20 protein-coding genes, 1 tRNA gene and 1 pseudogene are annotated in these 25,305 nt (G+C 61.8%); 11 read left to right on the top strand and 11 right to left on the bottom strand.

The window, feature by feature from the left end:
* Nucleotides 1-4 precede the first annotated feature (4 nt).
* Entirely contained in the window at nucleotides 5-1,012 is a 1,008-nt protein-coding gene (locus AC07VS_RS03895) for a class 1 fructose-bisphosphatase (RefSeq protein WP_492346961.1), read from the top strand.
* A gap of 12 nt (nucleotides 1,013-1,024) precedes the next feature.
* Nucleotides 1,025-1,100, top strand: a tRNA-Thr gene (locus AC07VS_RS03890).
* Between the two features lie 188 nt (nucleotides 1,101-1,288).
* Here AC07VS_RS03890 and AC07VS_RS03885 read toward each other — a convergent pair.
* The 3 genes from AC07VS_RS03885 to AC07VS_RS03875 form a co-directional block, all read right to left on the bottom strand.
* The gene (locus AC07VS_RS03885; RefSeq protein WP_494750252.1) at nucleotides 1,289-2,134 is read right to left on the bottom strand and encodes a DUF3037 domain-containing protein; all 846 of its coding nucleotides are present in this window, start codon (nucleotides 2,132-2,134) and stop codon (nucleotides 1,289-1,291) included.
* Complete coding sequence (locus AC07VS_RS03880; protein ID WP_494750251.1) at nucleotides 2,131-2,790, bottom strand: hypothetical protein; 660 nt, start codon at nucleotides 2,788-2,790, stop codon at nucleotides 2,131-2,133. Before AC07VS_RS03880 ends, AC07VS_RS03885 begins: the two co-directional genes overlap by 4 nt.
* A 1,410-nt stretch (nucleotides 2,791-4,200) precedes the next feature.
* On the bottom strand, nucleotides 4,201-4,758 hold the full coding sequence (locus tag AC07VS_RS03875; RefSeq protein WP_494750250.1) for a hypothetical protein: 558 nt from the start codon (nucleotides 4,756-4,758) through the stop codon (nucleotides 4,201-4,203).
* Nucleotides 4,759-5,596: 838 nt separating this feature from the next.
* Between AC07VS_RS03875 and AC07VS_RS03870 the strand changes: the two are divergent.
* Nucleotides 5,597-5,818 (top strand): annotated as a pseudogene (locus AC07VS_RS03870) (IS3 family transposase); the annotation flags it as partial.
* Nucleotides 5,819-5,913: 95 nt separating this feature from the next.
* Here AC07VS_RS03870 and AC07VS_RS03865 read toward each other — a convergent pair.
* Both AC07VS_RS03865 and AC07VS_RS03860 read right to left on the bottom strand, forming a co-directional pair.
* Nucleotides 5,914-7,221: a glycosyltransferase family protein gene (locus tag AC07VS_RS03865; protein WP_494750249.1), complete on the bottom strand. Its 1,308-nt coding sequence runs from the start codon at nucleotides 7,219-7,221 to the stop codon at nucleotides 5,914-5,916.
* Nucleotides 7,222-7,458: 237 nt separating this feature from the next.
* Nucleotides 7,459-7,656: a hypothetical protein gene (locus AC07VS_RS03860; protein ID WP_051443262.1), complete on the bottom strand. Its 198-nt coding sequence runs from the start codon at nucleotides 7,654-7,656 to the stop codon at nucleotides 7,459-7,461.
* A 618-nt stretch (nucleotides 7,657-8,274) separates the two neighbouring features.
* Here AC07VS_RS03860 and AC07VS_RS03855 point away from each other — a divergent pair.
* Nucleotides 8,275-8,520, top strand: a complete 246-nt coding sequence (locus tag AC07VS_RS03855) for a hypothetical protein (RefSeq protein WP_492346941.1) — start codon at nucleotides 8,275-8,277, stop codon at nucleotides 8,518-8,520.
* Nucleotides 8,521-8,536: 16 nt separating this feature from the next.
* Here the strand turns inward: AC07VS_RS03855 and AC07VS_RS03850 are convergent, their stop codons facing one another.
* A complete protein-coding gene (locus AC07VS_RS03850) occupies nucleotides 8,537-8,764 on the bottom strand; it encodes an ATP-binding protein (RefSeq protein WP_494656428.1) in 228 nt (75 codons plus the stop codon).
* A gap of 105 nt (nucleotides 8,765-8,869) precedes the next feature.
* Here AC07VS_RS03850 and AC07VS_RS03845 point away from each other — a divergent pair, with 105 nt between their 5' ends.
* Together AC07VS_RS03845 and AC07VS_RS03840 are read left to right on the top strand one after the other, a co-directional pair.
* On the top strand, nucleotides 8,870-9,517 hold the full coding sequence (locus AC07VS_RS03845; RefSeq protein WP_494750248.1) for a LysE family translocator: 648 nt from the start codon (nucleotides 8,870-8,872) through the stop codon (nucleotides 9,515-9,517).
* Between the two features lie 180 nt (nucleotides 9,518-9,697).
* Nucleotides 9,698-10,261 (top strand): sugar transferase, encoded by a 564-nt coding sequence (locus AC07VS_RS03840; RefSeq protein ID WP_494656426.1) that lies wholly within the window; start codon nucleotides 9,698-9,700, stop codon nucleotides 10,259-10,261.
* A gap of 28 nt (nucleotides 10,262-10,289) precedes the next feature.
* Here AC07VS_RS03840 and AC07VS_RS03835 read toward each other — a convergent pair whose 3' ends face one another.
* Entirely contained in the window at nucleotides 10,290-10,448 is a 159-nt protein-coding gene (locus tag AC07VS_RS03835; protein ID WP_492346938.1) for a hypothetical protein, read from the bottom strand.
* A complete protein-coding gene (gene selD, locus AC07VS_RS03830) occupies nucleotides 10,445-11,503 on the bottom strand; it encodes a selenide, water dikinase SelD (protein ID WP_492346937.1) in 1,059 nt (352 codons plus the stop codon). Before selD ends, AC07VS_RS03835 begins: the two co-directional genes overlap by 4 nt.
* Before the next feature lie 36 nt (nucleotides 11,504-11,539).
* Here selD and mnmH point away from each other — a divergent pair, with 36 nt between their 5' ends.
* The 3 genes from mnmH to AC07VS_RS03815 all read left to right on the top strand — a co-directional run bounded on the left by mnmH (nucleotide 11,540) and on the right by AC07VS_RS03815 (nucleotide 15,857).
* Complete coding sequence (gene mnmH, locus AC07VS_RS03825; protein WP_494656425.1) at nucleotides 11,540-12,634, top strand: tRNA 2-selenouridine(34) synthase MnmH; 1,095 nt, start codon at nucleotides 11,540-11,542, stop codon at nucleotides 12,632-12,634.
* An 84-nt stretch (nucleotides 12,635-12,718) separates the two neighbouring features.
* Entirely contained in the window at nucleotides 12,719-14,242 is a 1,524-nt protein-coding gene (locus AC07VS_RS03820; RefSeq protein WP_494656424.1) for a GGDEF domain-containing protein, read from the top strand.
* Nucleotides 14,232-15,857, top strand: coding sequence for an alkaline phosphatase D family protein (locus AC07VS_RS03815; protein WP_494750281.1), 1,626 nt, complete (start codon nucleotides 14,232-14,234; stop codon nucleotides 15,855-15,857). The genes AC07VS_RS03820 and AC07VS_RS03815 overlap by 11 nt, the downstream gene beginning before the upstream one ends.
* Before the next feature lie 8 nt (nucleotides 15,858-15,865).
* On the opposite strand, the gene AC07VS_RS03810 is transcribed toward AC07VS_RS03815, so the two are convergent.
* From AC07VS_RS03810 to AC07VS_RS03800, 3 genes are all read right to left on the bottom strand, one after another.
* Entirely contained in the window at nucleotides 15,866-17,524 is a 1,659-nt protein-coding gene (locus tag AC07VS_RS03810) for an acyl-CoA synthetase (protein WP_494656423.1), read from the bottom strand.
* Nucleotides 17,525-17,626: 102 nt separating this feature from the next.
* A complete protein-coding gene (locus tag AC07VS_RS03805) occupies nucleotides 17,627-19,339 on the bottom strand; it encodes a diguanylate cyclase domain-containing protein (protein ID WP_494750247.1) in 1,713 nt (570 codons plus the stop codon).
* The gene (locus AC07VS_RS03800; RefSeq protein ID WP_494750246.1) at nucleotides 19,336-20,433 is read right to left on the bottom strand and encodes an ABC transporter substrate-binding protein; all 1,098 of its coding nucleotides are present in this window, start codon (nucleotides 20,431-20,433) and stop codon (nucleotides 19,336-19,338) included. Before AC07VS_RS03800 ends, AC07VS_RS03805 begins: the two co-directional genes overlap by 4 nt.
* Nucleotides 20,434-20,490: 57 nt before the next feature.
* On the opposite strand from AC07VS_RS03800, the gene dnaG reads away from it, so the two are divergent.
* Both dnaG and rpoD read left to right on the top strand, forming a co-directional pair.
* Nucleotides 20,491-22,494 carry a DNA primase gene (gene dnaG, locus AC07VS_RS03795; RefSeq protein WP_492346931.1) on the top strand — a complete coding sequence of 668 codons (2,004 nt, stop codon included), beginning with the start codon at nucleotides 20,491-20,493 and terminating at the stop codon, nucleotides 22,492-22,494.
* 342 nt (nucleotides 22,495-22,836) lie between these two features.
* Entirely contained in the window at nucleotides 22,837-25,194 is a 2,358-nt protein-coding gene (gene rpoD / locus AC07VS_RS03790; protein WP_492346930.1) for an RNA polymerase sigma factor RpoD, read from the top strand.
* Nucleotides 25,195-25,305: the final 111 nt, after the last annotated feature.

The raw sequence follows: 25,305 nt of genomic DNA, 5'->3' as shown, positions 1-25,305 counted from the left end.
CAACATGGCATCCAGAATCAGCCTGACCCGCTTCCTCGTCGAGCAGCAACGCGTCGACGGTCACATCCCATCGCAACTGCGCCTGCTTCTCGAAGTGGTGGCCCGCGCCTGCAAGAGCATCAGCCAGGCCGTCAACAAAGGCGCCCTCGGCGGGGTGCTCGGTAGCGCCGAAAGTGAAAACGTTCAGGGCGAGGTGCAGAAAAAGCTCGACATCATCGCCAACGAAGTCCTGATCGAAGCCAACGAATGGGGCGGCCACTTGGCAGCCATGGCCTCCGAAGAGATGGACAGCATCTACCTGGTGCCAAACCGTTACCCGCAGGGCGAATACCTGTTGTTGTTCGATCCGCTCGACGGCTCGAGCAACATCGACGTCAACGTGAGCATCGGCACCATCTTCAGCGTGCTGAAGAAGCCTGAAGGCTCGCCTGGCGTGACCGAACAGGACTTCCTGCAGGCCGGCGCCCAACAGGTCGCGGCCGGCTATTGCGTCTATGGCCCCCAGACCACCCTGGTGCTGACCGTGGGTGACGGCGTGAGCATGTTCACCCTGGACCGCGAACAAGGCTCGTTCGTGCTGACCCAGGAAAACGTGCGCATTCCCGCCGACACCAAGGAATTCGCGATCAACATGAGCAACATGCGCCACTGGGACGAGCCCGTGAAGCGCTACATCGACGAATGTCTGCAAGGCCAGGAAGGCCCGCGCGGCAAAGACTTCAACATGCGCTGGATCGCCAGCATGGTGGCCGATGTGCACCGCATCCTGACCCGCGGCGGCGTCTTCATGTACCCCTGGGACAAGCGCGAACCCAACAAGCCCGGCAAACTGCGCCTGATGTACGAAGCCAACCCCATGAGCTGGCTGGTCGAACAAGCCGGCGGCGCTGCCACCAACGGCCGCCAGCGCATCCTCGACATCCAGCCCAGCCAGCTGCACGAACGCGTGAGCGTGGTCCTCGGCTCAAAAAATGAGGTCGACCGCATCACCAGCTACCATACCCCGCTATAATGGCGGGCTAACGCCGGTGTAGCTCAGTCGGTAGAGCAGCTCATTCGTAATGAGAAGGTCGGGTGTTCGATTCATCTCTCCGGCACCATCAAAAAGTCTTTGTAATTCAACGAGTTACAGAGCAGCAAGGAACCCAGCCTCGTGCTGGGTTTTTTGTTTGGGGTTACGCCGGGGTTACAAATCTGGCGAGTCAGATGCCCAGACAGAGTGGACGAGAAGTTTGGCGCAAATGAAAAAGCCCGCGCGCAGCGGGCTGTATGGCGGCAAACGACCGACTCAGGCCGCCAGCGCCCCCCATGTATTGACTGCATCCGCCAACTCTTCAGGGCTGTATCCGACCTCCAGAGTCATGTTGGAAGGTGCACGGTACGCGATGCTGTCGATGACATCGTCGATTTGACCATTGGTGCGCTTGTCTCTCTTGGGCGGCCGAAGCACGAACAACCCCATCTGCCCCTTGCTGCGATACCGGGCAGCAAACTCCAGGTCCAGAGCGCTATCCAACAAGTGATTCTTCAGGGTGGCCGGCGAATAGTAGGCGCTGCGCACAATTCCAACACCGTTGACCGGCTGAAGAGGGATGTTGACCGCTCGGGGGCCCTTCTCTGTTTGGATAAGAACCTGAGGCGTGTTGGCGATGATGCTTGTGTCGAAACCCGTGCGAAGTTTCATCACATCTCGAACAGAGTCCAGCGCTTCAACGTCATCAATCACCTCGCTCTGCGAGGCAGCGCGCATAGGCAACGCCACAGTCACCTGATCTCTGAAGGCAATTTCAACCATCCGCTCTACGTCAAGGTTGTAGAACGGGGTCGGCTCCTCGAATCGAATCTGAGGAGATGGCGATGCTTCACCGCGGAGGGCAGCCTCGCCTGCAACAGCAGCCAATCTGACAATTGCCGAAGCGGCCTCGCCATACATGCAAGCAAGTCGACCAGGCTCAGTCACGATCTTCATCACGCGCTTACCAGATGCGCCGCTGATCGCACAAACGCCAACATTGAGGACCTCGCCCGTATACAAATCGGGGACACACCGGATGACAAAGATTCGCCCAGCCGCCTGTGGGGCGGCAGTCTGCGTCACGGCAGAGGTCAACGAATTAAGAAATGCGGTGCTCATACGATCAACTTTAGCTCACGGCCGAAGGATGCTGCAAGGCTTAGCGCTCGCCACCATACGGCGTCAAGGGCCAGGCGAGCATCGCTGAGTTCGGCAGTCCCAAGTGTTTCGCGCAACTCCATGTGAATGGCAAAAAAATTATCTTCGATCACTTGAGATGCCGCCAAAACTGCACTCTTAAACGACTCCTTGGACTTGGCGTGTGGTAACCAGTCGTCTATCTGCCTGCTTCTGAACCAGCCTGTTGTGGCCTGCAAGCTGGCCTCAGTCCACGCAGGGCCGCCAAGAATGTCGCCGTGATCTATGGCCATGAAGCTTGACTTCCCGGTCATCACCAGATTCCCCCAATTCCTATCCCCGTTCATGACGAGTTGATCTGCCGCGACAAGGCTGGGCATTGCTGGGCAACTGAGCAGCCGCTCGCAAAGCGCAGGGATCACGGTGGCGCCTTCAAGCCGATAGATCTCCATCGGAGTGCCGTCGAACTTCGGGGTGGCCTCAAGACTTACGAACGCGAGCTCCTTCGTGTCACCGCCAAGTACGGGTGCGACCATCAATGCGGCTTGAGGTTGGGGAATCCCAAGCCCACCGAAAACTGCGTGGCAGAACCACTCATTGAAGAGCCCGCGGAAGTTTTCAGGCTTGAAGTGCTTCACATACCCCCTGCAAGGCGCACCATCTGGATCCTGAAGTCTGGCCAAGTGGGTATCGGCCCTAATTCCATCTGGTGGAACCGAGATCGGACCGAGGTAACAACTCTCCGGCCAGAAGGGTGGTGGTGATACAGGCATGACCGCAGCGAACACTTCTCAAATGATATGTTGAAAAGTCGCAGTATAGATTGATCAAAGTTGATTAAGACTGCCTTCAGCCCGCATTGCCAACACGATCAAAAAGCCTCGAACCCAGTCGCACGATCATCGCCAATAGATTTCCTTGCCCACCACCGGCCGACTGGGTCGCATCTAAACGGGCATCTATCAGACGCCTACTGTTGGTCTATCCAGTGTGGCGCCACCTGCTCGACTCGGGCAACTCCCCAAAAGGTAGAGAGCCAGACTCTTCGCCAGGCCCCGTCGCTGACTCGGCTCCCAGTTGCTGGGGGCCGATCAAACGGGGGCGATGTTAAGTTTTGTTAGGTTCTAAGGAGCAAAACCACTCTCAGCCGCTTTGCGAGGCAGCACTTCGGCGCAAGGGATCGCGCAAAGAAAAAACCCGGCGCTCTGGCCGGGGCAACCCTTGCGGGCTTGCTCAGGGAGGAAAAGCAAGGTCAGCGAATGGGGCCATTGCCTTCGCATCGGCCCAGAAGATTCAAAGGCCCCGTCACTCTGATGGTCACAACCGGCCCCAAGGCCAGGTCAGACTTGCAGGAGCATCTGTCAATTGATTCTTCAGCCTGCTGCACCAGCTCTCTGGGAACACCATCCAGCTCCAACAATCTCAGCACATATTGAAGCCTCTGCCGGTTCAGGTTCGCGCCACCCGACGCTTCGGCGGAATTGCTCCTGATGCTGGAAGCCAGCGCAGTCACGAGGACCCCTGGACACCAGCCACCATGGGGTAGCGCGCGAATCTCTCGATGGAATTGATCTCTGGCCTCGGCCGGCAGCGCCACCCCGCTGCTCTCAAAGCGCACTGAGAGAAAATGGGTCGGGTAGGAGGTGGCCAGAGCCGATGAAGCCCAGTAGAGGCACATCATGCTCCCAATGGCGATCTGTGCCGCCCGTAGCGAAGACAGCCACCCATGTGACCGCAAACGAGACCCGACGAAAGGCATCTCAGCACTCACCCACGAAGGAAGCCAGTAGGCGCCGGGTTGACCGTGGTCTCAGGTTCATCTGCAGCCGTCTCTGTGCTTGCCAGGCCATGCAGTTCGTAGCCGATCCACAGAAGTGCCAGCACCTGGGCAATTCGAATCAAACGGTCAATCAATGGGGCCTCCGGTTGAGGTTGACATGAGATCTGAGTGCAGATCCCGCCCCCAATTGTCCAAGTTCTTCGGGCTCGCCATTCGGCCTGCCTGGGGTGCCGTTGGGAATACATCACCCCATGTCGAGACATTGCACTCAGCGGCCCGCCTGCTGACCCAGCGCCTTGGCCAAGCTCTCCAAATTGCCGCTGAGCATGATGCGCCATTCATCACCGGCCTTCTTGAGACTGATGACCTCCATGCTGACCACATTTAGATTGCTGACGCTGGCCTTGGTGCGTGCGAGAACATGAACCAACTCGCCTTCGTGAACCGAGCCGACCAATTCGGCGGAATGGATCCGCAATGAGGCAAGGGCGGGATGATCTCCCAATACCGTCACGAGAAAGTTCAGCACCGTGCTCATGAAATCGCGCGGCGACATCTCGGCAACACTCTTTTCAGTGGCACCAGCACCAAAGACGCCTTTGCAAAAGGCCATTCCCTTGCTCTCGCCGCCCTGGGCGCACATTGGCAAGAGCAGTTCCTTGAATCGCGCAATTTCAGCAGGATGCATGTGATCAGCCACCGCTCGAATACCCTTGCTTTGGACATCAGAGAAATAGGCCTGCACCTCCGCCTGTGGTGTCGAATCCGTCGCAATGGCGTGTGCGTTGAAAGCGAACGTAAAAATCAGCAATAACAAAGCGCGCATTGAAATTCCTTCTTTGGGTAAACAATGGCTCGATTTCCGAGCCGGCATCCGCCAGGATGCATCATTGTGAGAAAGTCATGAAATCATGGCCGGCAACCAATCCATTCGGATCTGACGATCCAGCCAGAGCCTAATTCCGGACGACTTGGTCACGGTACTTTTTCGGGATAGTGCGAACGCGGCAGTCAAAAGGCCAGCCCGTCGCGTAGCCTCCGATGCTCGTCAAAAAATAGTGCCGCTTCGAATTCGCACGCCCCAGACCTTGCATGGTCGCAACGTCAATTTCGCAATCGTGGTAGCAAACGGTTTGCAGCCAGAAGACCCACTATCTTTCGGAGCAGATGGTTTATCGTTGGATCAAGCACGAGGTTGTAGCTTGGTGTCAGTTCGCCGGCCAGCAGCGCTGATACCTGGAGTACTTACCGTCCTGACTCAAGACTTGCATTGAGTTCGGTCCATCGACCTTGTACTTCGGATCGTCGATCAGGGTTGTGTCTGGCCTATAGGTTCCTGGTTTAAAGCAACCGCCAGGTCCACAGAAGGAAACAGAATACGTTCCCTCTCCCGCTGGCTCAACGGCCAGTCCAAACTCCTGCGAGCAGGACACCTTCCAAAGACCGGCCAAGGGGTGAAGAGGTGTGGGGAAAATTCGCCCGGACAGGTGAATGTTGAGGCTTGTTCCGCGGGGGTCATGTGTCGGATCAGGCCAAACAGCGGCTTCGCTGAAACTCCAACTTAAGCTTATAGCAATAAGCAACTCTACATTCTTCATGGTCCTCCCTTTTTGGGCAAATGTTAGCAAAGAAGGCCGTGAGACTTTGAGCCCTTGTTAGCCTGAAACCGCAAGGCCTGCTCTCCAGACAATGCCGCGTGCGAGGGCCTCTTCGGGCGGTTGAAGAACGAGTTGTTCTATCCTCGGGACTTGAGGCTCTCCACCGTCGAGCAGTTCATTGAAGCGGTCGACTCGCACATCCGCTGGTACAACGAAAAGCGGATCAAGATCTCCCTTGGCTCTCTCAGCCCCATTGAGTATCGGGTGAGCCTTGGACTTGCGACATAAACCAGTCCAAGTTTTTATCCGCACCCCCCTGGCTCAGGTCTACTCGTGATTCAACACAGCAAGAAATCAGCCATTCTTTATTTTGCGCCACCAGATTACTGTTGAATTTTAGCAGCTGCGCGTACCAACTGAAGAACAACGACAGCACCCGCCATATAAAAAAAATAAGCCACCAACACCAGCGCTTTAATTCTCTTGGTGGCCAATAAAACCCAGGATGTAGCACCTACCGCACCAATGATCAGTATCGGCAACAAAGGTAGCGTGAACCTCAATTCGATTGCGGAGGCGAGCGTGACAGTACACCACCCAACAAAAAACAGCGCCGGAACGAATCTAATGCCAAGCGCCTTTGGCTGCCCATTGAGGCTATGAATAATTATACCCAAAGCCCCAAAAAACAGAATCGAAAGAGAGACAAAAGAGCATGCCAAATTAAGAGACGAGCCGCTTTTTGGATATGGGACAAGATAATCAAAATCAAATCCAGCAAGCAGCTTAACCAACACAAGCATCGCTCCATCGACCGGATTGCTGAAATACCACACAAGCCCCAAATAGGCATCAGATGAATTAATCAAAAAAGATGATGCATAGAAGTTTTGCGGACCTCCTTCCCCTAGCCAAGTTGCATATTTGATGTTTTCAATACCCCATCGTATTTGAGCTCCACCCAGATCGGCAACCGGAAGGAAGGTTACACGATTGAAGTATTCTGCGTTCAATGAAATTTGCAGAAAAATCGGAAGCAACCCAAAAACCACGCAAGGCAATATGACCCTTATGTGACCCGAGTGTTTCCTGCATGCGTAAAACAACACCAGGGAAACCGGCGCCAATATCCATACGTTTGCAGGCCGCACGACCACAGCGAATGAAGACAGGAAAACAAGCAAGAATACGTCAAGAAAATATTTTCTCCCCATCTCCACTGGAACTGACTGCCCGATCATCAAAGACAAAACAAAAATAATTAAAGATACCGAGAATCCATCAGACAGGGTCACACCCAAATAGGGAATGGCAAAAACATTAAGACAGAGTGCGAAAAAAGTAATATCCCCAGTTTTTTCATCTATCTTTGAAATTTCGCTACAGAGTGAAGTAATGGCATACATGTACACCAATGTTTGCAGCAACCACACCAAAAAAGAAAATGGAATTTTCAAAAATGAAGATACGCCATCAATCGCAGCCAGGAAAAATGGGTAACCATATGTTCTAAGCTCATGCGCCAACGACCCACCCTTGTTTACATTTTTTGCAATATCTACATACCGAATTGCATCACAGCAAACCTTTGCAATCGTCAGTTGATATATATAAAACAAAAACGACAAAAAGAAGAGCAATCCTAAAAACAATATTCTATTTGGGTTTTTTTCGCAAAGAAATTTTGCCATGGCTTACAGTTTCAAAAAAAGCGCTATGACTTAGATTATGCGAGGTAAAACTCAAACTATGTTAAATCTCTTTGAATTCCAGAGCCATTCAGAGGAAGAGATTGGGGAAATCTTTGCGATGGCCCCGCCCCAGGTTCGCAAGAACCTGGGGCTTTTTGTTTTCCGGTGTTGCTCAGGGCCTCAAAGAGGTGCCGTGCATGCCAGGGCCAGCTATACAGAACTGGGCGAACAAGCCCTTCACCCGACGCGCTTGCTCAAGGCCCAGATGCAGGCCCCCACAGCCAGAAGATCAGCCACATCCCTCTCATAACCTTCTGCCTTGGGATCCAGCCGTTCCAGCAGTGAGGCGATGTTGGCAATGGCCACGTCCGGGTCCGCGGCCCCACCGCTGGCTTCGGTCTCCAGGATTCTGAGCATGGCGTCGGGTTGTTTCATGGCGTTAACAGGGCGGTTGAGGCTGGCGTTGTGGCAGACACCCAAGGATAGCGAAGCCTTCAGCAGGCGTCACGTCAACGCTGTTGCGACCACCCCGTAAATCGCTTGTTACCCCTCATCTCGGCGATCGGCCCACCCCAGCGAGGGCACGTGGTGGCAGGTTCGGGCAGGCCACAGTTTCTCAGAAGGGGCCCAATCTCAAGCCCAGAAAGACGAGGTAGTGCTTCTCACAGCCATGGCATTCAAGGTGCCGACTCCCCGGGAGAAACCGCATCCACAGGTCGCGGGCCACGCGGAACAAAGGCTCGTGACAGCGGCTGCAACGCGGCCTGCTTTCATGCCTGAGCGCTGGGTTGGATGAAACTGTGCTCATGAACGACCTCCTTACCGACCTCGGTCATGTCGAACAGACACGCCGCCGCATGCGATTGCTGCGTTGCAACATGTTACGCCTCCACCGTGACAAGCCAAAGAATTTCTGCAAATGGGCCAGGGGTTAGGCCCCCCTCAGACCGAAGTCACCTTGAAACGTATCTGGTCAACCACTTACCAAAATTGGGCGATGCGCGCCCTGTTCAGGTTTGCCAAACTCGCGCGAACCGCAGGGAGAACGACAACGTGACAGCAGACTTTTCATTTGAAGATGGCGGCTACCTCATCGAGGTGTACGCCAGCGAGGTACAGCCCGGGCAATGGAAGGTTCATTCCGTTTTCCAGCGCCTGAGTGACCTGGACGATGACCACGGCATCGCCACCGCGATCCGACATGAGTCCGACGTGATCTTCGAATCGATGCCCCACGCCATGCTGGCGGGTCGCGAACAGGCCAAGCAATTGGTGCGGCAGGGCTCGGTCGGGCTCTGACAGCCGCTTTCAGAGCTCAAGCCCCGTCTGTGGGCAGGACCATGGTGATGGCCCCAAAAGGACAACGCAGCTCACATTTGCGGCAACCCACACAACGATCGGCGTCTTGCAAGGCTGAGAATTTGCGCCAGCCCTGAGCCTGCAAACTCAGAAGATGCAGATGACACGTCGGCACACACCAGCCACAGCCCGTGCAACGTGTGGAATCGATCACCGGAATCGGAATGGAACGAGAGGGGTTCATGCAAGCCGTGTTAGAAACCAGAGATAGCCAAAGCCCCTGCCGTGACAGGGCCTGTGCAGGCATGAATGCTGCTGCAGCGATGCTTTGGCACCAGAGTGTGGCTTCATGAACGCTATTTTCTTTTTTCCCGTGGCCGTGGCGATCGCTCTGACACCCGGTCCGAATAATTTCTGCGCCCTGAACAACGGCATTCGCCAAGGCGTGGTCCCGGCCTTGGTAGGCACTTGCGGCCGGGTTCTGGCGTTTTCGGTGTTCCTGACGGTGTCGGCCGTGGGCCTGGGCGCCATGCTGCTGGCCTCTGAGGCCGCTTTCAGCACCATCAAATGGGTGGGTGCAGCCTATCTTTTCTACCTGGGCTGGCGGGCCTGGCGCAGCCGCGAGTTCAGCGGACTGGCCCAGACGTCGGACACCGCGGACGGGCAGGACGCGCCCGCTGCGGCGGTGCAAGCGCGCAGTTGGCGGGCCTTGATACGGCAGGAATTCCTGCTGGGCATCACCAACCCCAAAGCCATCATTTTGTTCGCTGCAATCTTTCCGCAATTCATTGACCCCAGCCAAGCGGCTGTGCCTCAGTTTGCGATTTTGGGCCCCACCTACCTGGCCGCCGAGTTCGTGGCCAGCCTGGTTTATGCCGCTGGCGGCCTGCAATTGCGCCGCCTCATCACCACCCAGCGGGCCGTCGTGCGACTGAACAAGGCCACTGGGGGCTTCTTCATGGGGGCGGCCGGGCTGCTACTGGCCTCCAACAAATAAAAACAGCGCACTGCCAGACCGGCCACTACGATCCCCGTCTTCCACGACATACCAGGGCGCGACTGAGGTGGCACCAGCCCTGCCCCGCAGGGGTACCTGTTTCTGAGATTGTGTCAAGTGCGTAAAGTCTCAGGCACACTCCGAAGGTTTGCCCCCCACGCCCGCGCACTTCCCGCACTGATGAGTAAAAGACTGTTCGATTTCACCCTGGCCAGCCTGGCCTTGATTCTGCTGGGGGTGCCCATGTTGCTGATCGGGCTGGCGGTGCGATTCAACTCACCCGGGCCGGCGCTTTACTGGTCACTCCGGGTCGGTCGACAGGGCAAGCCTTTTCTGATGCCCAAGTTCCGCAGCATGCGGGTGGGCACACCCACGGTCGCCACGCACCTGTTGCCCGATCCAGACAGCCATCTGACGCCTTTGGGCCGTTGGCTGCGCCGCACCAGCCTGGACGAACTGCCCCAGCTGTGGTGCATCGTGCGCGGTGACATGAGCCTGGTAGGCCCGCGCCCTGCCCTGTGCAACCAACAGACACTGCATGCGATGCGCGAGACGGCAGGTGTCCATACCCTGGCCCCAGGCCTCACCGGATGGGCCCAGGTGCATGGGCGCGATGACCTGGACGACACCGAAAAGGCCGCCTACGACGCCGAGTACCTGCGCACGCACTGCCTGGCGCTGGACTTGCGTATTTTGTTCCGGACCGCCGTGCTGGTGCTGCGCGGCGAAGGCATACGACATTGAAACCAGACACCCCCGACTGACCGCCACCTCAGCAGAACATCAGGGCCAGCAAGGCCGCATCGTCGGCCAGGTTCAGCAAGGCATAGGCCGACAGACGCAGCAGCCAGAACTGCGCCTGCAAGGGCAAACCCTCCAGGGCCAGCCACCCCGAAAGCGGCGCCAGTGCCTCGGACGCGGGCTCGCTCACTCGAAACGCACCCCGGCACGTGCCCCGGCCGGCAAGGCCTGCATGCGGCCCACGACAACGGCCTCGGCAAATCCGGCCTCATGGAAGGCGCTCAGCACAGCGTCAGCGGCCTCAGGCGCACAACTCACCAACAAGCCGCCGCTGGTCTGCGGATCGGACACCAGGGCCTGCTGCCAGGCCTCTGCGCTGCCGGGCCAGGTGATGTCGCCCCCATAAGAGGCCCAGTTGCGGGCCGAAGCGCCGGTCACCACCCCATCATGGGCAAAGCGCTGGGCAGCCTCGATCAGGGGCAAATCAGCCAGGCTGACCTCGGCCTGCAGAGAAGAACCGCGGCACACTTCCAGCAGGTGCCCGGCCAGACCAAACCCGGTCACATCGGTCATGGCGTGAACGCCGGCCAACCCGCCCAGGGTGCTGCCCACGCGGTTCAAGCGCGTGGTGTGAGCCAACATCTCGGCATAGCCGGCCTCATCGAGCAGGCCTTTTTTGAGTGCGGCCGACAAGATGCCCACCCCCAGCGGCTTGCCCAGCACCAGCACGTCACCGGCCTGTGCGTCAGCATTGCGCCGCACGCGATCAGGGTGCACCAGGCCCAGGGCCACCAGCCCATAGATGGGCTCCAGCAGATCGATCGAATGCCCTCCGGCCACGGGGATGCCGGCCTCACGGCAGATCTCGGCCCCACCGGCCAAGACTTCGCCGATGGTCTCGGGCGACAGCTTCGCGATCGGCATGCCTACCAGGGCCAGCGCCAGGATGGGCGTGCCGCCCATGGCATAGATATCAGACAAGGCATTGGTGGCCGCGATGCGACCGAAATCTCGCGGGTTGTCAACGATGGGTGTGAAGAAATCGGTGGTGGCCACCAGGGCCTGATGGTCATTGAGGCGGTAAACCGCCGCGTCATCGCTGGTCTCCAGCCCCACCATCAACTCGGGCGGCATCAGGCCACGCGGTGCGCGTGACAAAATCTCGCTCAGCAAGCCGGGGGCAATCTTGCAGCCGCAACCGCCTCCGTGGGAAAACTGGGTCAATGCAGGAGTCGAAGTAGTCATGTCTTATTTTCACGTTTTTTGGCGACAGGGACGCTCATGAGCCGCCGAGCCCCCGTGCAGGTCAGCGAAATTGACCAATTCGACGTCGTGATCGATGCCCGCTCGCCCTCCGAGTTTGCACTGGATCACATCCCGGGGGCCATCAATTGCCCGGTGCTCGATGATGAGGAGCGCCGCATTGTGGGCACGATCTACAAGCAGCAAGGCGCCTTCGAGGCACGTCGCGTGGGCGGGGCCATGGTGGCCGCCAACCTGGCCCGCCACCTGAACGAACGATTTGCTGATCAGCCCGCCGACTGGAAGCCGCTGGTGTATTGCTGGCGTGGCGGTCTGCGCAGCGGCTCGATGGTGGCCTGGTGGCGTCTGGTGGGCTGGGATGCCCAGCAACTGGCCGGCGGCTACAAGCGTTTTCGCCAGCAAGTGGTGTCAAACCTGGCCGAGTTGGCGCCCAGGTTGCGGCTGCAGGTGCTGTGCGGCCCCACCGGCAGTGCCAAGACGCGACTGCTGCACGCGCTGGCCGACCAGGGCGCCCAAGTGCTTGACCTGGAAGGGCTGGCCCGCCACAAGGGGTCTTTGCTGGGCGCCGTGCCGGGGCAAGCTCAGCCCTCGCAAAAGGCTTTTGAGACCGCCCTCGACGCGGCGATCCGCCACTTCGACCTGAGCCGCCCCGTGTGGGTCGAGGCCGAAAGTCGAAAAATCGGACGCATTGCCCTGCCCCAGGCCCTGGTGGACCGCATGCGCAGTGCCCCCTGCCTGGAGTTGCAGGCCTCTTTGTCAGAGCGACTCCGTTTTCTGCTGAACGACTACGCCTACCTGGGAGACGCCCCCGAGCAACTGGCGCAGCAGTTGGAACCCCTGCGCACCCTGCACGGCCACGAGGTGCTGAACCAGTGGCAGGCCTGGGCCCGCCAAGGCCAACTCGCGCCCCTGTTCGAAAGCCTGGTCACGCTGCACTACGACCCTCAGTACGCCCGCTCGCAAGCGCTGCACTTCCGTCACTGGCCCGAGCGGGAGGCCCTCCAAGCCGACTCGCTCACCCCGGCTGCGCTGGCCCTGCTGGCCGCCGATGGACTGGCGCAGCGCGAACTGCCCGAGCCGGCAGACAAGGCCGCTTATTCATCTGCGTCATGATTTTTCAAGACTGACAGGGTTATGCTTTCGCCTTTGACACCTTTGTCAACGCCCGGCGTGCTCGCCCCCTCCTGAACCTCATCCATGGCTGAACGATCGCCCTACGAGATTGCCAAGGAAACGCTCAAGCTGCTTTCCGTGCGCAAGCTGCTGCCCTCGCCCGAAAACTACCAGGCGCTGTATCACGAAGTAGCCGGTACCCGGCATGTGCCCAACTTTCCCGAAGAGCAGTTGCGCAGCATCGCCCGGGTGATGCCGGGCCAGACACCAGCCCAGCAACGCCTGCTGGGCCAATTGGACCAGTCCATCCAAACCCGCAACTGGGTGGGCCTGCAGGCCGCCCTGGTGGGCCTGGCCACCCAGCCCCTGGTGAGCACGCCAGCGCACCTGCCGGACAAACCTGCCGTCACGGACGACTTGATGGCCGAATTGCGCGAACAGATCGCGCGCCTGATCGAAAACACCCTGCCCATGCTGGGCCAGGATGACCCGCGCCTCAAAGAGCAGGCCGAGCAACTGCTGACCTTCGCCCGCCAACCAACGGCCGACGTGAGCACCCTCAAACTGATGCTGGGCAACCTCAGCTTCAAGGTGTCCTTTGCGGCCGAAGACCAGATGGCCATCAAGAGCTCCCTGCTGGAGCTGTTGCACCTGCTGTTTGTGAACATCGGCGAGCTGACGGTGGAGGACAGCTGGGTCAAAGGCCAGATCGACGCGCTGGTCAGCGCCACCACGCCGCCGCTCACACTCAGGCGCCTGGACGACGTGCAGGCCCGCCTGAAAGATGTGATTTTCAAGCAAAGCGAAGCCAAGGCCCGCACGCTGGAAGCGCAAGAGCAGATGAAGCAGATGCTCGCGGCCTTCATCGAGCGCCTGGGTCGCATGACAGAACACAGCAGCGCCTACCAGGGCACGATCGAGAACTGCTCGCGCCAGCTGGAATCGGCCCAGACCCTGGTCGACATCGCCCCTGTGCTGCAAGAGGCCATTCAGGCCACGCGCGCCATGTCCATCGACACCTTGCACATGCGCGACGAACTGCGCGAGATGCGTGAGCGCACCCAGCAGGCTGACGAAGCCCTGCGCCGGCTGCAAGAAGAGTTGGACCGCGCCAGCTCGCAGGCGCGCCACGACCCGCTGACTGGCGCACTCAACCGCAAGGGCCTGGACGAGGCCCTGCAGCGCGAGATCGCCCGGGCCCGCCGCCAGGGCACGGCCATGTGTGTGTCGCTGCTGGATCTGGACAACTTCAAGCGCCTCAACGACAACCTGGGCCACGACACGGGCGACGCCGCCCTGGTGCACTTGGCCCAGGTGGCGCGCAGTACCATGCGCCCGCAAGACAGCCTGGCCCGCTACGGCGGTGAAGAATTCCTGGTGGTGCTACCCGACACCGAGCAGGCCAAAGGCGTTGAGGTGATGAAGCGCCTTCAGCGCGAGCTGACCAAGCAGTTCTTCCTGAAAGACAACGAAAAGGTACTGATCACCTTCAGCGCGGGCGTCGCGCAGGTGGGGGCCGACGAGGAAACCACCGAAGCCATCAAGCGTGCCGACCAAGCCATGTACCTGGCCAAACGGTCCGGGAAGAACCGTGTGGTTGCGGCCTGAGCTGCCTCGGCGCGCGTGGCTGCAAGCCCTGCTGCTGGGCAGCGCGGCTCAGCCCTGGCGGGCCTGGGCCCAGCGCAACACCCCGGCGGGCCTGGCCGCCGATCCATTTGGCCTGGGCGTGGCCAGCGGCTCACCCAGCCATGACAGCGTGGTGCTCTGGACCCGCTTGTGCACTGACGGACTGGGTCCGAACCAAGTCACTGTGTCATGGGAACTGGCCGAGGACGATCGATTTGCCCGGGTGCTGCAACGTGGGCAGGCCTCAGCCCAGGCCGAGTTGGGCCACAGCGTGCATGTCGAGGTCAAAGGCCTGCAGGCCGAGCGCTGGTACCACTACCGCTTCATGGTCGGCGACGCGGTCAGCGCGGTGGGCCGCACGCGCACTTTTCCGGCCCCGGACGCACTGGCCCCGCGGCTGCGGCTGGCATTTGCCTCTTGCCAGCGCTGGGAGCACGGCCACTATGCGGCCTGGCGTGACGTGGCCACCCGCAGCCCCGACCTGGTGGTGTTTGTGGGCGACTACATCTACGAATACGCCTCGCCCCCGGGCGACCCCACCCCCCAGGCCAAGACCCCGATCCACCGCGTGCACACGCTGCGCCGCGCTCAGACCCTGGCCGACTACCGCGACCGCTATGCGTTGCACAAAAGCGACCTGGCCCTGCAGGCGGCCCACGCAGCCTGCCCCTGGCTGCTGACCTGGGACGACCACGAGGTCGAGAACGACTACGCCGGCGATCGGGGTCGCGACAGCAGCGGCGCCGACTTCCTGCGCCAGCGCAGCGCGGCCTACCAGGCCTTCTATGAAAACCAGCCCCTGCGCGCCTCGGTGCTGTTGCACGGTCTGCAAGGCCTGACCCGGCCTGACGCCTTGCGCCTCTACCAGCGCAGCGACTTCGGGCGGCTGGCGCGTTTTCACCTGCTGGACGACCGCCAGTACCGTGCCGTGCAGGCCTGCCGCGAAGCCGGCAGCAGTGGTGCCGGCACTGTGCGCGCGGGCCGCTGTGCCGAGCTGAACGATCCGACCCGCAGCCTGCTGGGCCCGGCCCAGGAGCAGTGGCTGGCCCAGGGCCTGGCTCAGGATGCCGGCCCGCTGGGGCCGCGCTGGAGCGTGATCGCGCAGCAAACCCTGTTCTCGCCGCGCCACTATGGCGGCGCCAGCGCGGCCGCCCGGGCCGATGAACCCACCCCCACCGACCCCTGGGACGGCTACCCGGCGGCCCGTCAGCGCCTGTTGGCCGACCTGCAGGCCACGCCGCCGCGCAACACCGTGCTGATCGGTGGCGATGTGCATCAGAACTACGTGTGCCGGGTGCAGGCCGACCCCGATCGGCCCGATTCGCCGGTGCTGGCCAGCGAGTTCTGCGGCACCTCGATCAGCTCACACTCCAGCGCCACGCTGGAGCGCGCCGCCGCCCTGCGGCGCGACAACCCGCACATCCTGCTGGCCCGGCCAGACCAGCGCGGCTACGCCTGGGTAGAGCTGAGCCCGCAACGCTGGCAGACCACGCTGATGGCGGTGGATGACCCGGGCCGCGCCGACAGCCCCGTGCGCCCTCTGGCCCGCTTTGTGGTCGAAGATGGCCGCGCCGGGCCTCAGCCCGACACGGTTTAGCTCAAGCCTCAGACGTCGATCGCGCCGGCCGAGCCCGCCTGCTTGCGCAGTTCGAACTTCTGGATCTTGCCGGTACTGGTCTTGGGCAGTTCGCCAAACACCACCGCACGCGGCACCTTGAAGCCGGCCAGGTGCTTCTTGCAATGCGCCACGATGTCTTCGGGCGTGGTCTCAGCACCCGCCTTCAACTCGACAAAGGCGCAAGGGGTTTCGCCCCAGCGTGCATCGGGCTTGGCCACCACCGCGGCGGCCAGCACGTCGGGGTGGCGATAAAGCACGTCTTCGACTTCGATCGAAGAGATGTTCTCGCCACCCGAGATGATGATGTCCTTGCTGCGATCCTTGATCTTGATGTAGCCGTCCGGGTATTGAACCGCCAGGTCGCCGCTGTGGAACCAGCCCCCGGCAAACGCCTCTTGCGTGGCCTTGGGGTTCTTCAGGTAGCCCTTCATGGCGATGTTGCCGCGGAACATGATCTCGCCCATGGTCTCACCGTCCTGCGGCACCGGCTGCATCGTCTCGGGGTCAAGCACGCGCACATCGCGCTGCAGGTGGTAGCGCACGCCCTGGCGAGCGTTGAGTCGGGCGCGATCGCCGATGTCCAGCGCGTCCCAGGCTTCGTGCTTGGCGCACACCGTGGCCGGTCCATACACCTCGGTCAGCCCATAGACATGGGTCAGGTCAAACCCCATCTGCTCCATGCCCTCGATCATCGAGGCCGGCGGCGCGGCGCCCGCCACCATCGCCCGGATGCCGGCCGGCACACCGGCCTTCAGGGCGGCCGGTGCATTCACCAGCAGGCCGTGCACGATGGGTGCACCACAGTAATGGGTGACACCGTGCTCGCGCATCATGGCAAAGATGGCCTCGGGGTCGACCCGGCGCAGGCACACGTTGACACCGGCCCGCGCGGCCACTGTCCACGGGAAACACCAGCCGTTGCAATGGAACATGGGCAGGGTCCAGAGGTAAACCGAGAACTTGGGCATGTCCCACTCCAGCACATTGGAGATGGCATTCACCGCGGCACCACGGTGGTGGTAAACCACCCCCTTGGGGTTGCCTGTGGTGCCGCTGGTGTAGTTCAAGGCGATCGCATCCCACTCGTCCGCGGGCAACTGCCAGGCATATTCAGGGTCACCACTGGCCACAAACTGGTCATAGGTGGTTTGCCCGAGCCGCAGCGGGGCCTCGCCATAGAGGGCATCCTCCACATCGATCAGCAGCAGCGGGGTCTGGGCCTGGCGCAGCGCCAGAGCCTTTTGCACCACCAGGGCAAACTCGGGGTCGACGATCAGCGCCTTGGCCTCGCCATGGTCCAGCATGAAGGCAATGGTTTCCGGGTCAAGCCGGGTGTTGAGCGAGTTGAGCACGGCCCCGGCCATGGGAACCCCGAAATGGGCCTCGACCATGGGCGGGGTGTTGGGCAACATCACGGCCACGGTGTCGTTCTTGCCGATGCCGGCACGGCTCAGGGCGCTGGCCAGTTGGCGGCAGCGTGCGTAGGTCTGAGCCCAGGTCTGGCGCAAAACCTGCTCACCACGCCCGTGCACGATGGCCAGGCGGTCGGGGTAGACCTGGGCTGTGCGCTCGATGAAGCTCAAGGGGGTGAGACTGGCGTGATTGGCTTCGGTGCGGGGCAGATCCTGGTCATAAAAGGCGGTCATGAGGTCTCCTGAAGTGCGAAATAAGACAGTGCGGGCTGCGCTCGTTTCATTTTGCGGCGACAGCCTTACGCGGGCGTTTCAACCCACAAGGGCCTGAGCCACTCAGGCCGCCGGCCGACTGAGGCGCCCGCTTTGCTTGGCTCGGTACATGGCCGCATCGGCGTCGGACAGCAGGCTGCGCACATCGTGCCCGTCACGCGGATACAGGCTGATGCCCACACTGGCGTGCACCTGGATCGGCAGCCCCTGGTGCAGCACGGGCTGCAGAAACTGGGCCTGCAGCTTGGCCGCGATCGGGTCGGCATCCGCCTCGCCCTGCAGACCTTCGCACACCACCACGAATTCATCGCCGCCCATGCGGCCCACCAGATCACCGGCGCGCAGGTCATCGCTCAGGCGCTGGGCCACAGCACGCAGCACGGCATCGCCCACCTCATGGCCCAGGCCATCATTGATGTTCTTGAAGTGGTCCAGGTCCACGAAAAGCACCGCACAGACCAGGCCCGAACGGTCGGCCCGGTCCAGGGCCTCGGCCAGGCGCGCTTCCACCATGCGCCGATTGGGCAGGCTGGTCAGCGGGTCATGGTGGGCCAGGTGGTCCATGGCGTTGTGGCGGCTGCGCAGCTGCGACATCTGCAGCCAGACCTGCTCCTCCATGTGCTGGAAGCCACGCGCCAGCTCACCGATCTCATCCTGGCGCTCGACCGGCAGCCCCATCACACGCTGCCCCTTGCCCATGCTGCGGGTGGCCGCCACCATCGCCTTCAGGGGCTCCGTGACCACCCGCGACACCAGCACCGCCATCAACAGGGCCGCCAGACACACCAGCAGCAGCACCTGGACGATGCTGCGGCCCAGGAGCGGTGTATCGCCCTCGATGACGCTGAGCGTCTGGGCCAGCCCGAGCACCAGGAAACGCTGATCCACCTCGGCGCCGACCGGCAAACGCACAAACGCCGCCGCCAGGGGTTCGCCATAGGCATCGCTGGCCCGGGTGACCAGCGACTGGACCCGCCCATTGATCAAGCCCTGGGCCTCGGGAAAGGTGTCCTGGATGAACACGCGCTGCCCACGGTCAAACCCGAAGGTCTGGCTGGCATCCGGGTGCATCAGCCAATCCCCCCAGCGGTTGCTCATGTAAAGCTGGAAGCCGCCCGGCAGATTGGACATCACGTCCTGCAGAAAAGGCCGGGCCGCCACTTGCAAGGCCACCACACCCAGGGTGCGCCCCTGAAACACCACAGGTGCCGACACCGTGAATGAGGGCATGTCGTTGGCCCCCGGAGACTCGTCATGGTTGACCGCGAACTCAGACAGATACACCTGCCCGGCCGGTTGGGCCAGGGCCTCGAAAACATAGGGGAAATGCCCCTTCTCCCGCATGTCGCGCTCCGGCGCACGCTGCAGCGCCTCGCCCTCGCGCAGCACCCGCACCCGCTCCAGGCCATGCTCCCGCGCAGTGATCAGCCGCAGTTGCAGGTAGGCGGGATGGGAGGCCAGCAGGGCCTCGAAAGCTTGAGCCATGACCTCACGGTCGGCTTGCGGCGCACGGCCATGAGCCCCTGCCCCCTCTTCCAGCAAGGACCGGGCGGCCGCATGAGCCGCCAGCCCCAGGGCGTCTCGCGAGACGCTTTGCAGGCTGGAATGCAGGTGACGCGCCAGCACCTCGGTCGTGCTCAACAGGTAGCGCTCGGCGCGCTCGGTCATCATGGCGCGACTGCTCACAAAGGTGTAGTGGCTGGCCAGGCCGGCAGCAAACGCGCTGAAGGCCACCAACAGCAGGCTCAGCCGCAGGGCAATGCCGCCGGGCTTCATGCTGCCAGCCTCTCGGGCCGCTCGCCGTCCCGGATGCGCTGCCAGAGCGCCGCCCGGCGGGCTTCGTCCTCGACGGGCTCCAACCACAGCAGCGAGGCACCGGAAGCCACCTCAGGCGGCTCTTCCAGCGTGTTGGCCAGTCCCTGACGCTGACTGAATGTACGGCTGACCTCAGCCGACAACATGGTGTCGATCCAGCGCGCGGCCAAGGTCAGGCTGCGTGCCTGGCGGGTGATGGCCCAGCAGTCCAGCCATGCCAGGGCGCCCTCGCGCGGCAGGGTATAGCCCACATCCAGGCCCTGATCACGCAACAGCTTGAGTTGCTGGCGACCGTAGTTGGCAAACATCAGGGCCACCTGATGACGACGGAACAGATCGGCCGACTCGTCCGGCTGGGTGTAGAAGGCCCGCACATTGCGGCGCAGGGCCACCAGATGTCGGGCCAGAGGGTCAAACTGGCTGGCAGGGATGCGAAACGGCGGCAGCCCGGACGACTGCGCGGCAATGGAGAAATTGTGCGCACTGCCGTCAAATGCCAGCACCTTGCCACGCCAGCGCTCATCCCACAGCGCCTGGATCGAATCCGGCGGACGGGTCATCTGACGGCGGTCGAAGATCAGCCCCATCTCGGCATAGGTGAAAGGCATGCCGAACAGCTGAGACCCCTGCATCAGGCCCGGAATCGATTCACGCTTCAGAAAGCGGGGCAGTTGGGCCGCCGCCTGGGGAATCCAGGCCAGCGGCAAAGGCGACAACTGATTCAGGGCGCGCAAGCGCTGCAACTCGACCGTGTTGGCCGCCAGCACGTCAAAAGGTGGCCCACCAGTGTCGGGGTCGCGCCGGGCCAGGCGTTCGCGCAGCACATCATCAGACCCCACGATGGTGAGCTCAACCCGGACCTCGAAGCGACGCTCAAAGGCCTTGACGATGTCAGCATCTGCGTAGCCTGGCCAGGCCAGCACCCGCAAGACGCGACTGGTGTCAGCCACCCCACCCTCGCCCGAGCCCTGGGCGCAGGCACCTCCGCTGGCCCAGACGACAGTCTGCGCCAGTCCCGCACGCCAGAAGGCGCGCCTTCCAGCCGAGGGTCGCATGCCGCTTGTCATATAAGGTGTTCCGTCCGCCTGACAGTTTAAGGGGACAATAGGCGGGTGACGATCCCCCAGTCTTTCATCCAGGAACTTCTTGCCCGCACCGATGTGGTGGACATCGTGGGTCGCTACGTGCCCCTGAAGAAAGCCGGGGCCAACTTCATGGGCCTTTGCCCCTTCCATGGCGAAAAGTCGCCCTCCTTTTCAGTCAGCCCGTCCAAGCAGTTTTTCCATTGTTTTGGCTGCGGCAAGAATGGAAACGCCATCGGCTTCCTGATGGAGCACGCGGGCATGGGCTTTCGCGAGGCCGTGGAAGACCTGGCTCAGCAATACGGCTTGCAGGTGCCCGATGACGATGTCTCGCCGCACGACAAGGCCCGCGCGGCCGAACAGCGGCAAAAGCAACTCAGCCTCAGCGAGGTGCTTGAAAAAGCAGGCGACGCCTATCGCAAGCAGCTCAAAGTGTCGCCCCGGGCCGTGAACTACCTCAAAGGACGGGGCCTGTCGGGCGAGGTGGCCAAGCGTTTCGGCCTGGGCTACGCTCCGGAGGGCTGGCGCAGCCTGGCCAGCGTGTTTGCCGAGTACGACAGCCCCCTGCTGGCCGAATGCGGCCTGGTGATCGTGAGCGACGAGGACGGCCGGCGCTACGACCGCTTCCGTGACCGGATCATGTTCCCGATCCGCAACGTGAAAGGGGAATGCATCGGTTTTGGCGGGCGTGTGCTGGGGGACGAGAAGCCCAAGTACCTGAACTCGCCCGAAACCCCGGTGTTCAGCAAGGGGCGCGAGCTGTATGGCCTTTACGAGGCCCGCACGGCGCTGCGCGAGCAGGGTTACGCCCTGGTCACCGAAGGCTACATGGACGTGGTGGCGCTGGCCCAACTTGGTTTCCCCAACGCGGTGGCCACCCTGGGCACGGCCTGCACCGCCGACCACGTGCACAAGCTGTTCCGCTTCACCGACTCGGTGGTGTTCAGCTTCGATGGCGATGCCGCCGGCCGGCGCGCCGCGCGCAAGGCGCTGGACGGAGCCATCCCCTATGCCACCGACACGCGCAGCGTGAAATTTCTGTTCCTGCCGGCAGAACACGACCCCGACAGCTTCATCCGTGAATATGGCCCCGACGCCTTTTCGCGCCATGTGGGCGACGCCCTGCCGCTGAGCCGCTTCCTGATCGAGGCCGCCCGCGAGCAATGCGACCTGGGCACGGCCGAGGGCCGCGCCCACATGGCCGCCAACGCGCGCCCGCTGTGGAGCGCCCTGCCCGAAGGCGTGCTCAAGCGCCAGTTGCTGGGCGAGTTGGCCGAACTGACCCAGTTGCCCACCGCCGACCTGGCAGCCTTGTGGCAGGGCAGCCCCGATGCCGGCGCCGTTCCGCGCCATGGTCAACGCCAGGCGAGCCCGGATGACGCCCCCCACTGGCATGGCGATGGCGGCCAGGGGGCCTGGCCCGATGCCGGCGGCGGCAGCACCGGCCACCCCTCGGCCGGCCCCGGCAAGCGCTTCGACAAGGGCGGCTTCAAGGGCGGAAAAGACGGGTTCAAAGGCTCGCGCGATGGCTGGAAGGGCGGCAAATGGAATGCCAAGCCCGAGGAAAACGACGACGGCCCGCGCACCCCGCCCGTGACGCGACCTGACCATGCGGCCCGTCTGCTGCTGTCGCACATGAGCGCGCTGGAAAGCCTCGGCCACGATGACCACGACATGCTGTGCCAGTTGCCGCCCCCCCATGGGGCCCTGTTCGTCTGGCTGGAGAGTCAGTTCCACGAACACGGGCCCGTGCCCTGGGCGGTGCTGCGCGAGAGCCTGCGCGGGCAGGTCTTCGAAGCGCTGGCGGTGAAGCTCATGACCGGCTCACACGCTCAGACCGAGGGTGAAATCAAGGAATTGCGTGCCGAGCTGCGCGGGGTGCTCAACCGCATGCTGGTTGAGCAGCTCAAACTGCAAGAAAAAGAGGCCATCGAGGCGGTGCGACACGATCCGGCCGCCCTGGAACGCTACCGTGCCCTGTTCAAACGCCGCACCGAGCTCGAGCTGAATCTGCAGCGCGTGGCCATCCAATAAGCACTCTTGTACCGCCTGGCCCTTGAAAAGCGGCCACATCGGTATAATGTAAGGTTTGCATCGGCAAGAGCGACAGCAGCACCTCCGGTCCGGGCCCGCACCACACCCCTAAACGGGGCACGCGCCCACCATCCGCAAGGACTGCACACCAAATGTTCGCCCAGACATCTTGCCCCTGAGAACCGCGTGGCCAGGCCTTGCCCGGCTACCTGCTTCTCAACTGCGAAGGGCTGCAACAAGCTGCAAGAAATTGCGCCAAGCCTCCCTTTGCCGTGCCACCCGCGCCGGGATATGTGGCGCTTGCTCGTTTCTTTGTGTCCCTGTTTGATCCTGAGGTTGTCCATGCCCGCTCAAAAGTCCGCGAAGCCAGTCAAGTCCGAGTCCACCGCCCCGGCCCAGGTTGCTCCGAAAGCCACCGCCAAGACCCCGGCAGCCAAGACGGCTGCCAGTGCCAAGGCGGCGACCCCGTCTGCCAAGAAAGCCACCACAGTGCCCGCATCGAAACCCAAGGCTGAAGCCACCTCCGACGAACTGAAAAAGACTGCCAAGGCCACCGCGGCCGCTGGCGAAGACGCTCCGGTCAAGAAAAAGCCGGGCCGCCCGCCCAAGGCTGCCGCCGACAAGGACGCGACCCCCAAGACCGGTGCCAAGCGCGGCCGCAAGCCCAAGGCCGATGCGGTCAAGGAATCCAGCGAAGACGATCTGGACCTGTCCGACATCGAAGCCGACCTCGAAGGTGAAGTCGAAGCCACCCCCGCCGCGGCCACGACCGAAAAGGTCAAGCCCCTGCGCATGAAGATCAGCAAGGCCAAGGAACGCGCGCTGATGAAGGAATTCGGCCTGGACGAGACTGTCCTGTCCGAAGAAGACATGGCCAAGCGCCGCTCGCGCCTGAAGACCCTGATCACCCTGGGCAAGACCCGCGGCTACCTGACCCAGGTTGAAATCTCCGACCACTTGCCCGACAAGCTGGTGGATGCCGAGACCATGGAAGTCGTGGTCACCATGTTGAACGACATGGGTGTGGCGGTGTACGAGCAGACCCCCGACGCCGAAACCCTGTTCCAGAACAACGTGACCCCGACCGCTGCCACGGTCGAAGAAGCCGAAGAAGAAGCCGAAGCCGCGCTGTCCACCGTGGACTCCGAATTCGGCCGCACCACCGACCCGGTGCGCATGTACATGCGCGAAATGGGCACGGTCGAGCTGCTGACCCGTGAAGGCGAAATCGAAATCGCCAAGCGCATCGAAGGCGGCCTGATGGCCATGATGGAGGCCATCTCGGCCTCCCCCGCCACCATCGCCGAAATCCTCAACATGGGTGAGGAAATCCGCGAAGGCAAGATCGTCATCTCGACCATCGTCGACGGCTTCTCCAACGCCAACGAGGCTGACGACTACGTGGCCGAAGAAGACTTCGACGAATTCGACGAAGCCGACGACGACGACGGCAAGGGCGGCTCCAAGGCCCTGACCAAGAAACTCGAAGAACTCAAGCGCGAAGCCCTGTCGCGTTTCGACAAGCTGCGCGAGCTGTTCGAGAAGATGCACAAGATCTACGACAAGGAAGGTTACGGCGGCGCCGTTTACATGAAGACTCAGCAGCAGCTGTCTGCCGAGCTCATGACCATCCGCTTCACCGCCAAGACCATCGAGAAGCTGTGCGATCTGGTGCGTGCCCAGGTCGATGACGTGCGCAAGAAGGAACGCGAACTGCGCCGCATCATCGTCGACAAGTGCGGCATGCCCCAGGAAACCTTCATCAAGGACTTCCCGCCCAACCTGCTCAATCTGAAGTGGGTCGAGAAGCAGGCGGCCGCCGGCAAGCCCTGGTCCACCGTGATGGCCCGCAACATCCCCCCGATCCAGGAACTGCAGCAAAAGCTGATGGACGTGCAGTCTCGCGTGGTGGTGCCGCTGTCCGAGCTCAAGGACATCAACAAGCGCATGAACGAAGGCGAAGCCGCCTCGCGCGATGCCAAGAAGGAAATGATCGAGGCCAACCTGCGTCTGGTGATCTCGATTGCAAAGAAGTACACCAACCGGGGTCTGCAGTTCCTGGATCTGATCCAGGAGGGCAACATCGGCCTGATGAAAGCGGTCGACAAGTTCGAATACCGCCGCGGCTACAAGTTCTCGACCTACGCCACCTGGTGGATCCGTCAGGCCATCACGCGTTCGATCGCGGACCAGGCCCGCACGATCCGCATCCCGGTGCACATGATCGAGACCATCAACAAGATGAACCGCATCAGCCGCCAGCACTTGCAGGAGTTCGGCTTCGAGCCTGATGCCTCCATCCTGGCCGCCAAGATGGAGATCCCTGAGGACAAGATCCGCAAGATCATGAAGATCGCCAAAGAGCCGATCTCCATGGAAACGCCGATCGGCGACGACGACGACAGCCACCTGGGCGACTTCATCGAGGACGGCTCCAACACCGCCCCGATCGACGCCGCCATGCAGGCCGGTCTGCGCGATGTGGTCAAGGACATCCTCGACGGCCTGACCCCGCGCGAAGCCAAAGTGTTGCGCATGCGCTTCGGCATCGAAATGTCCACCGACCACACCCTCGAAGAAGTGGGCAAGCAGTTTGACGTGACCCGCGAACGCATCCGTCAGATCGAAGCCAAGGCCTTGCGCAAGCTCAAGCACCCGAGCCGCAGCGACAAGCTGCGCAGCTTCATCGACTCGCTGTGATCCCAGCCCCCTGATCGACCGGCGCCTCTTCGGCGCCCCCGATCTGTGCAGCCCCTGAGCCTTGCGGCCAGGGGCTTTTTGCTGGGCAAAACCAGGTGCGCCCTCTTGGCG

The sequence above is a fragment of the Curvibacter sp. GW821-FHT01G03 genome, assembly GCF_059422285.1.
This window is presented reverse-complemented; position numbering and strand designations above follow the sequence as displayed.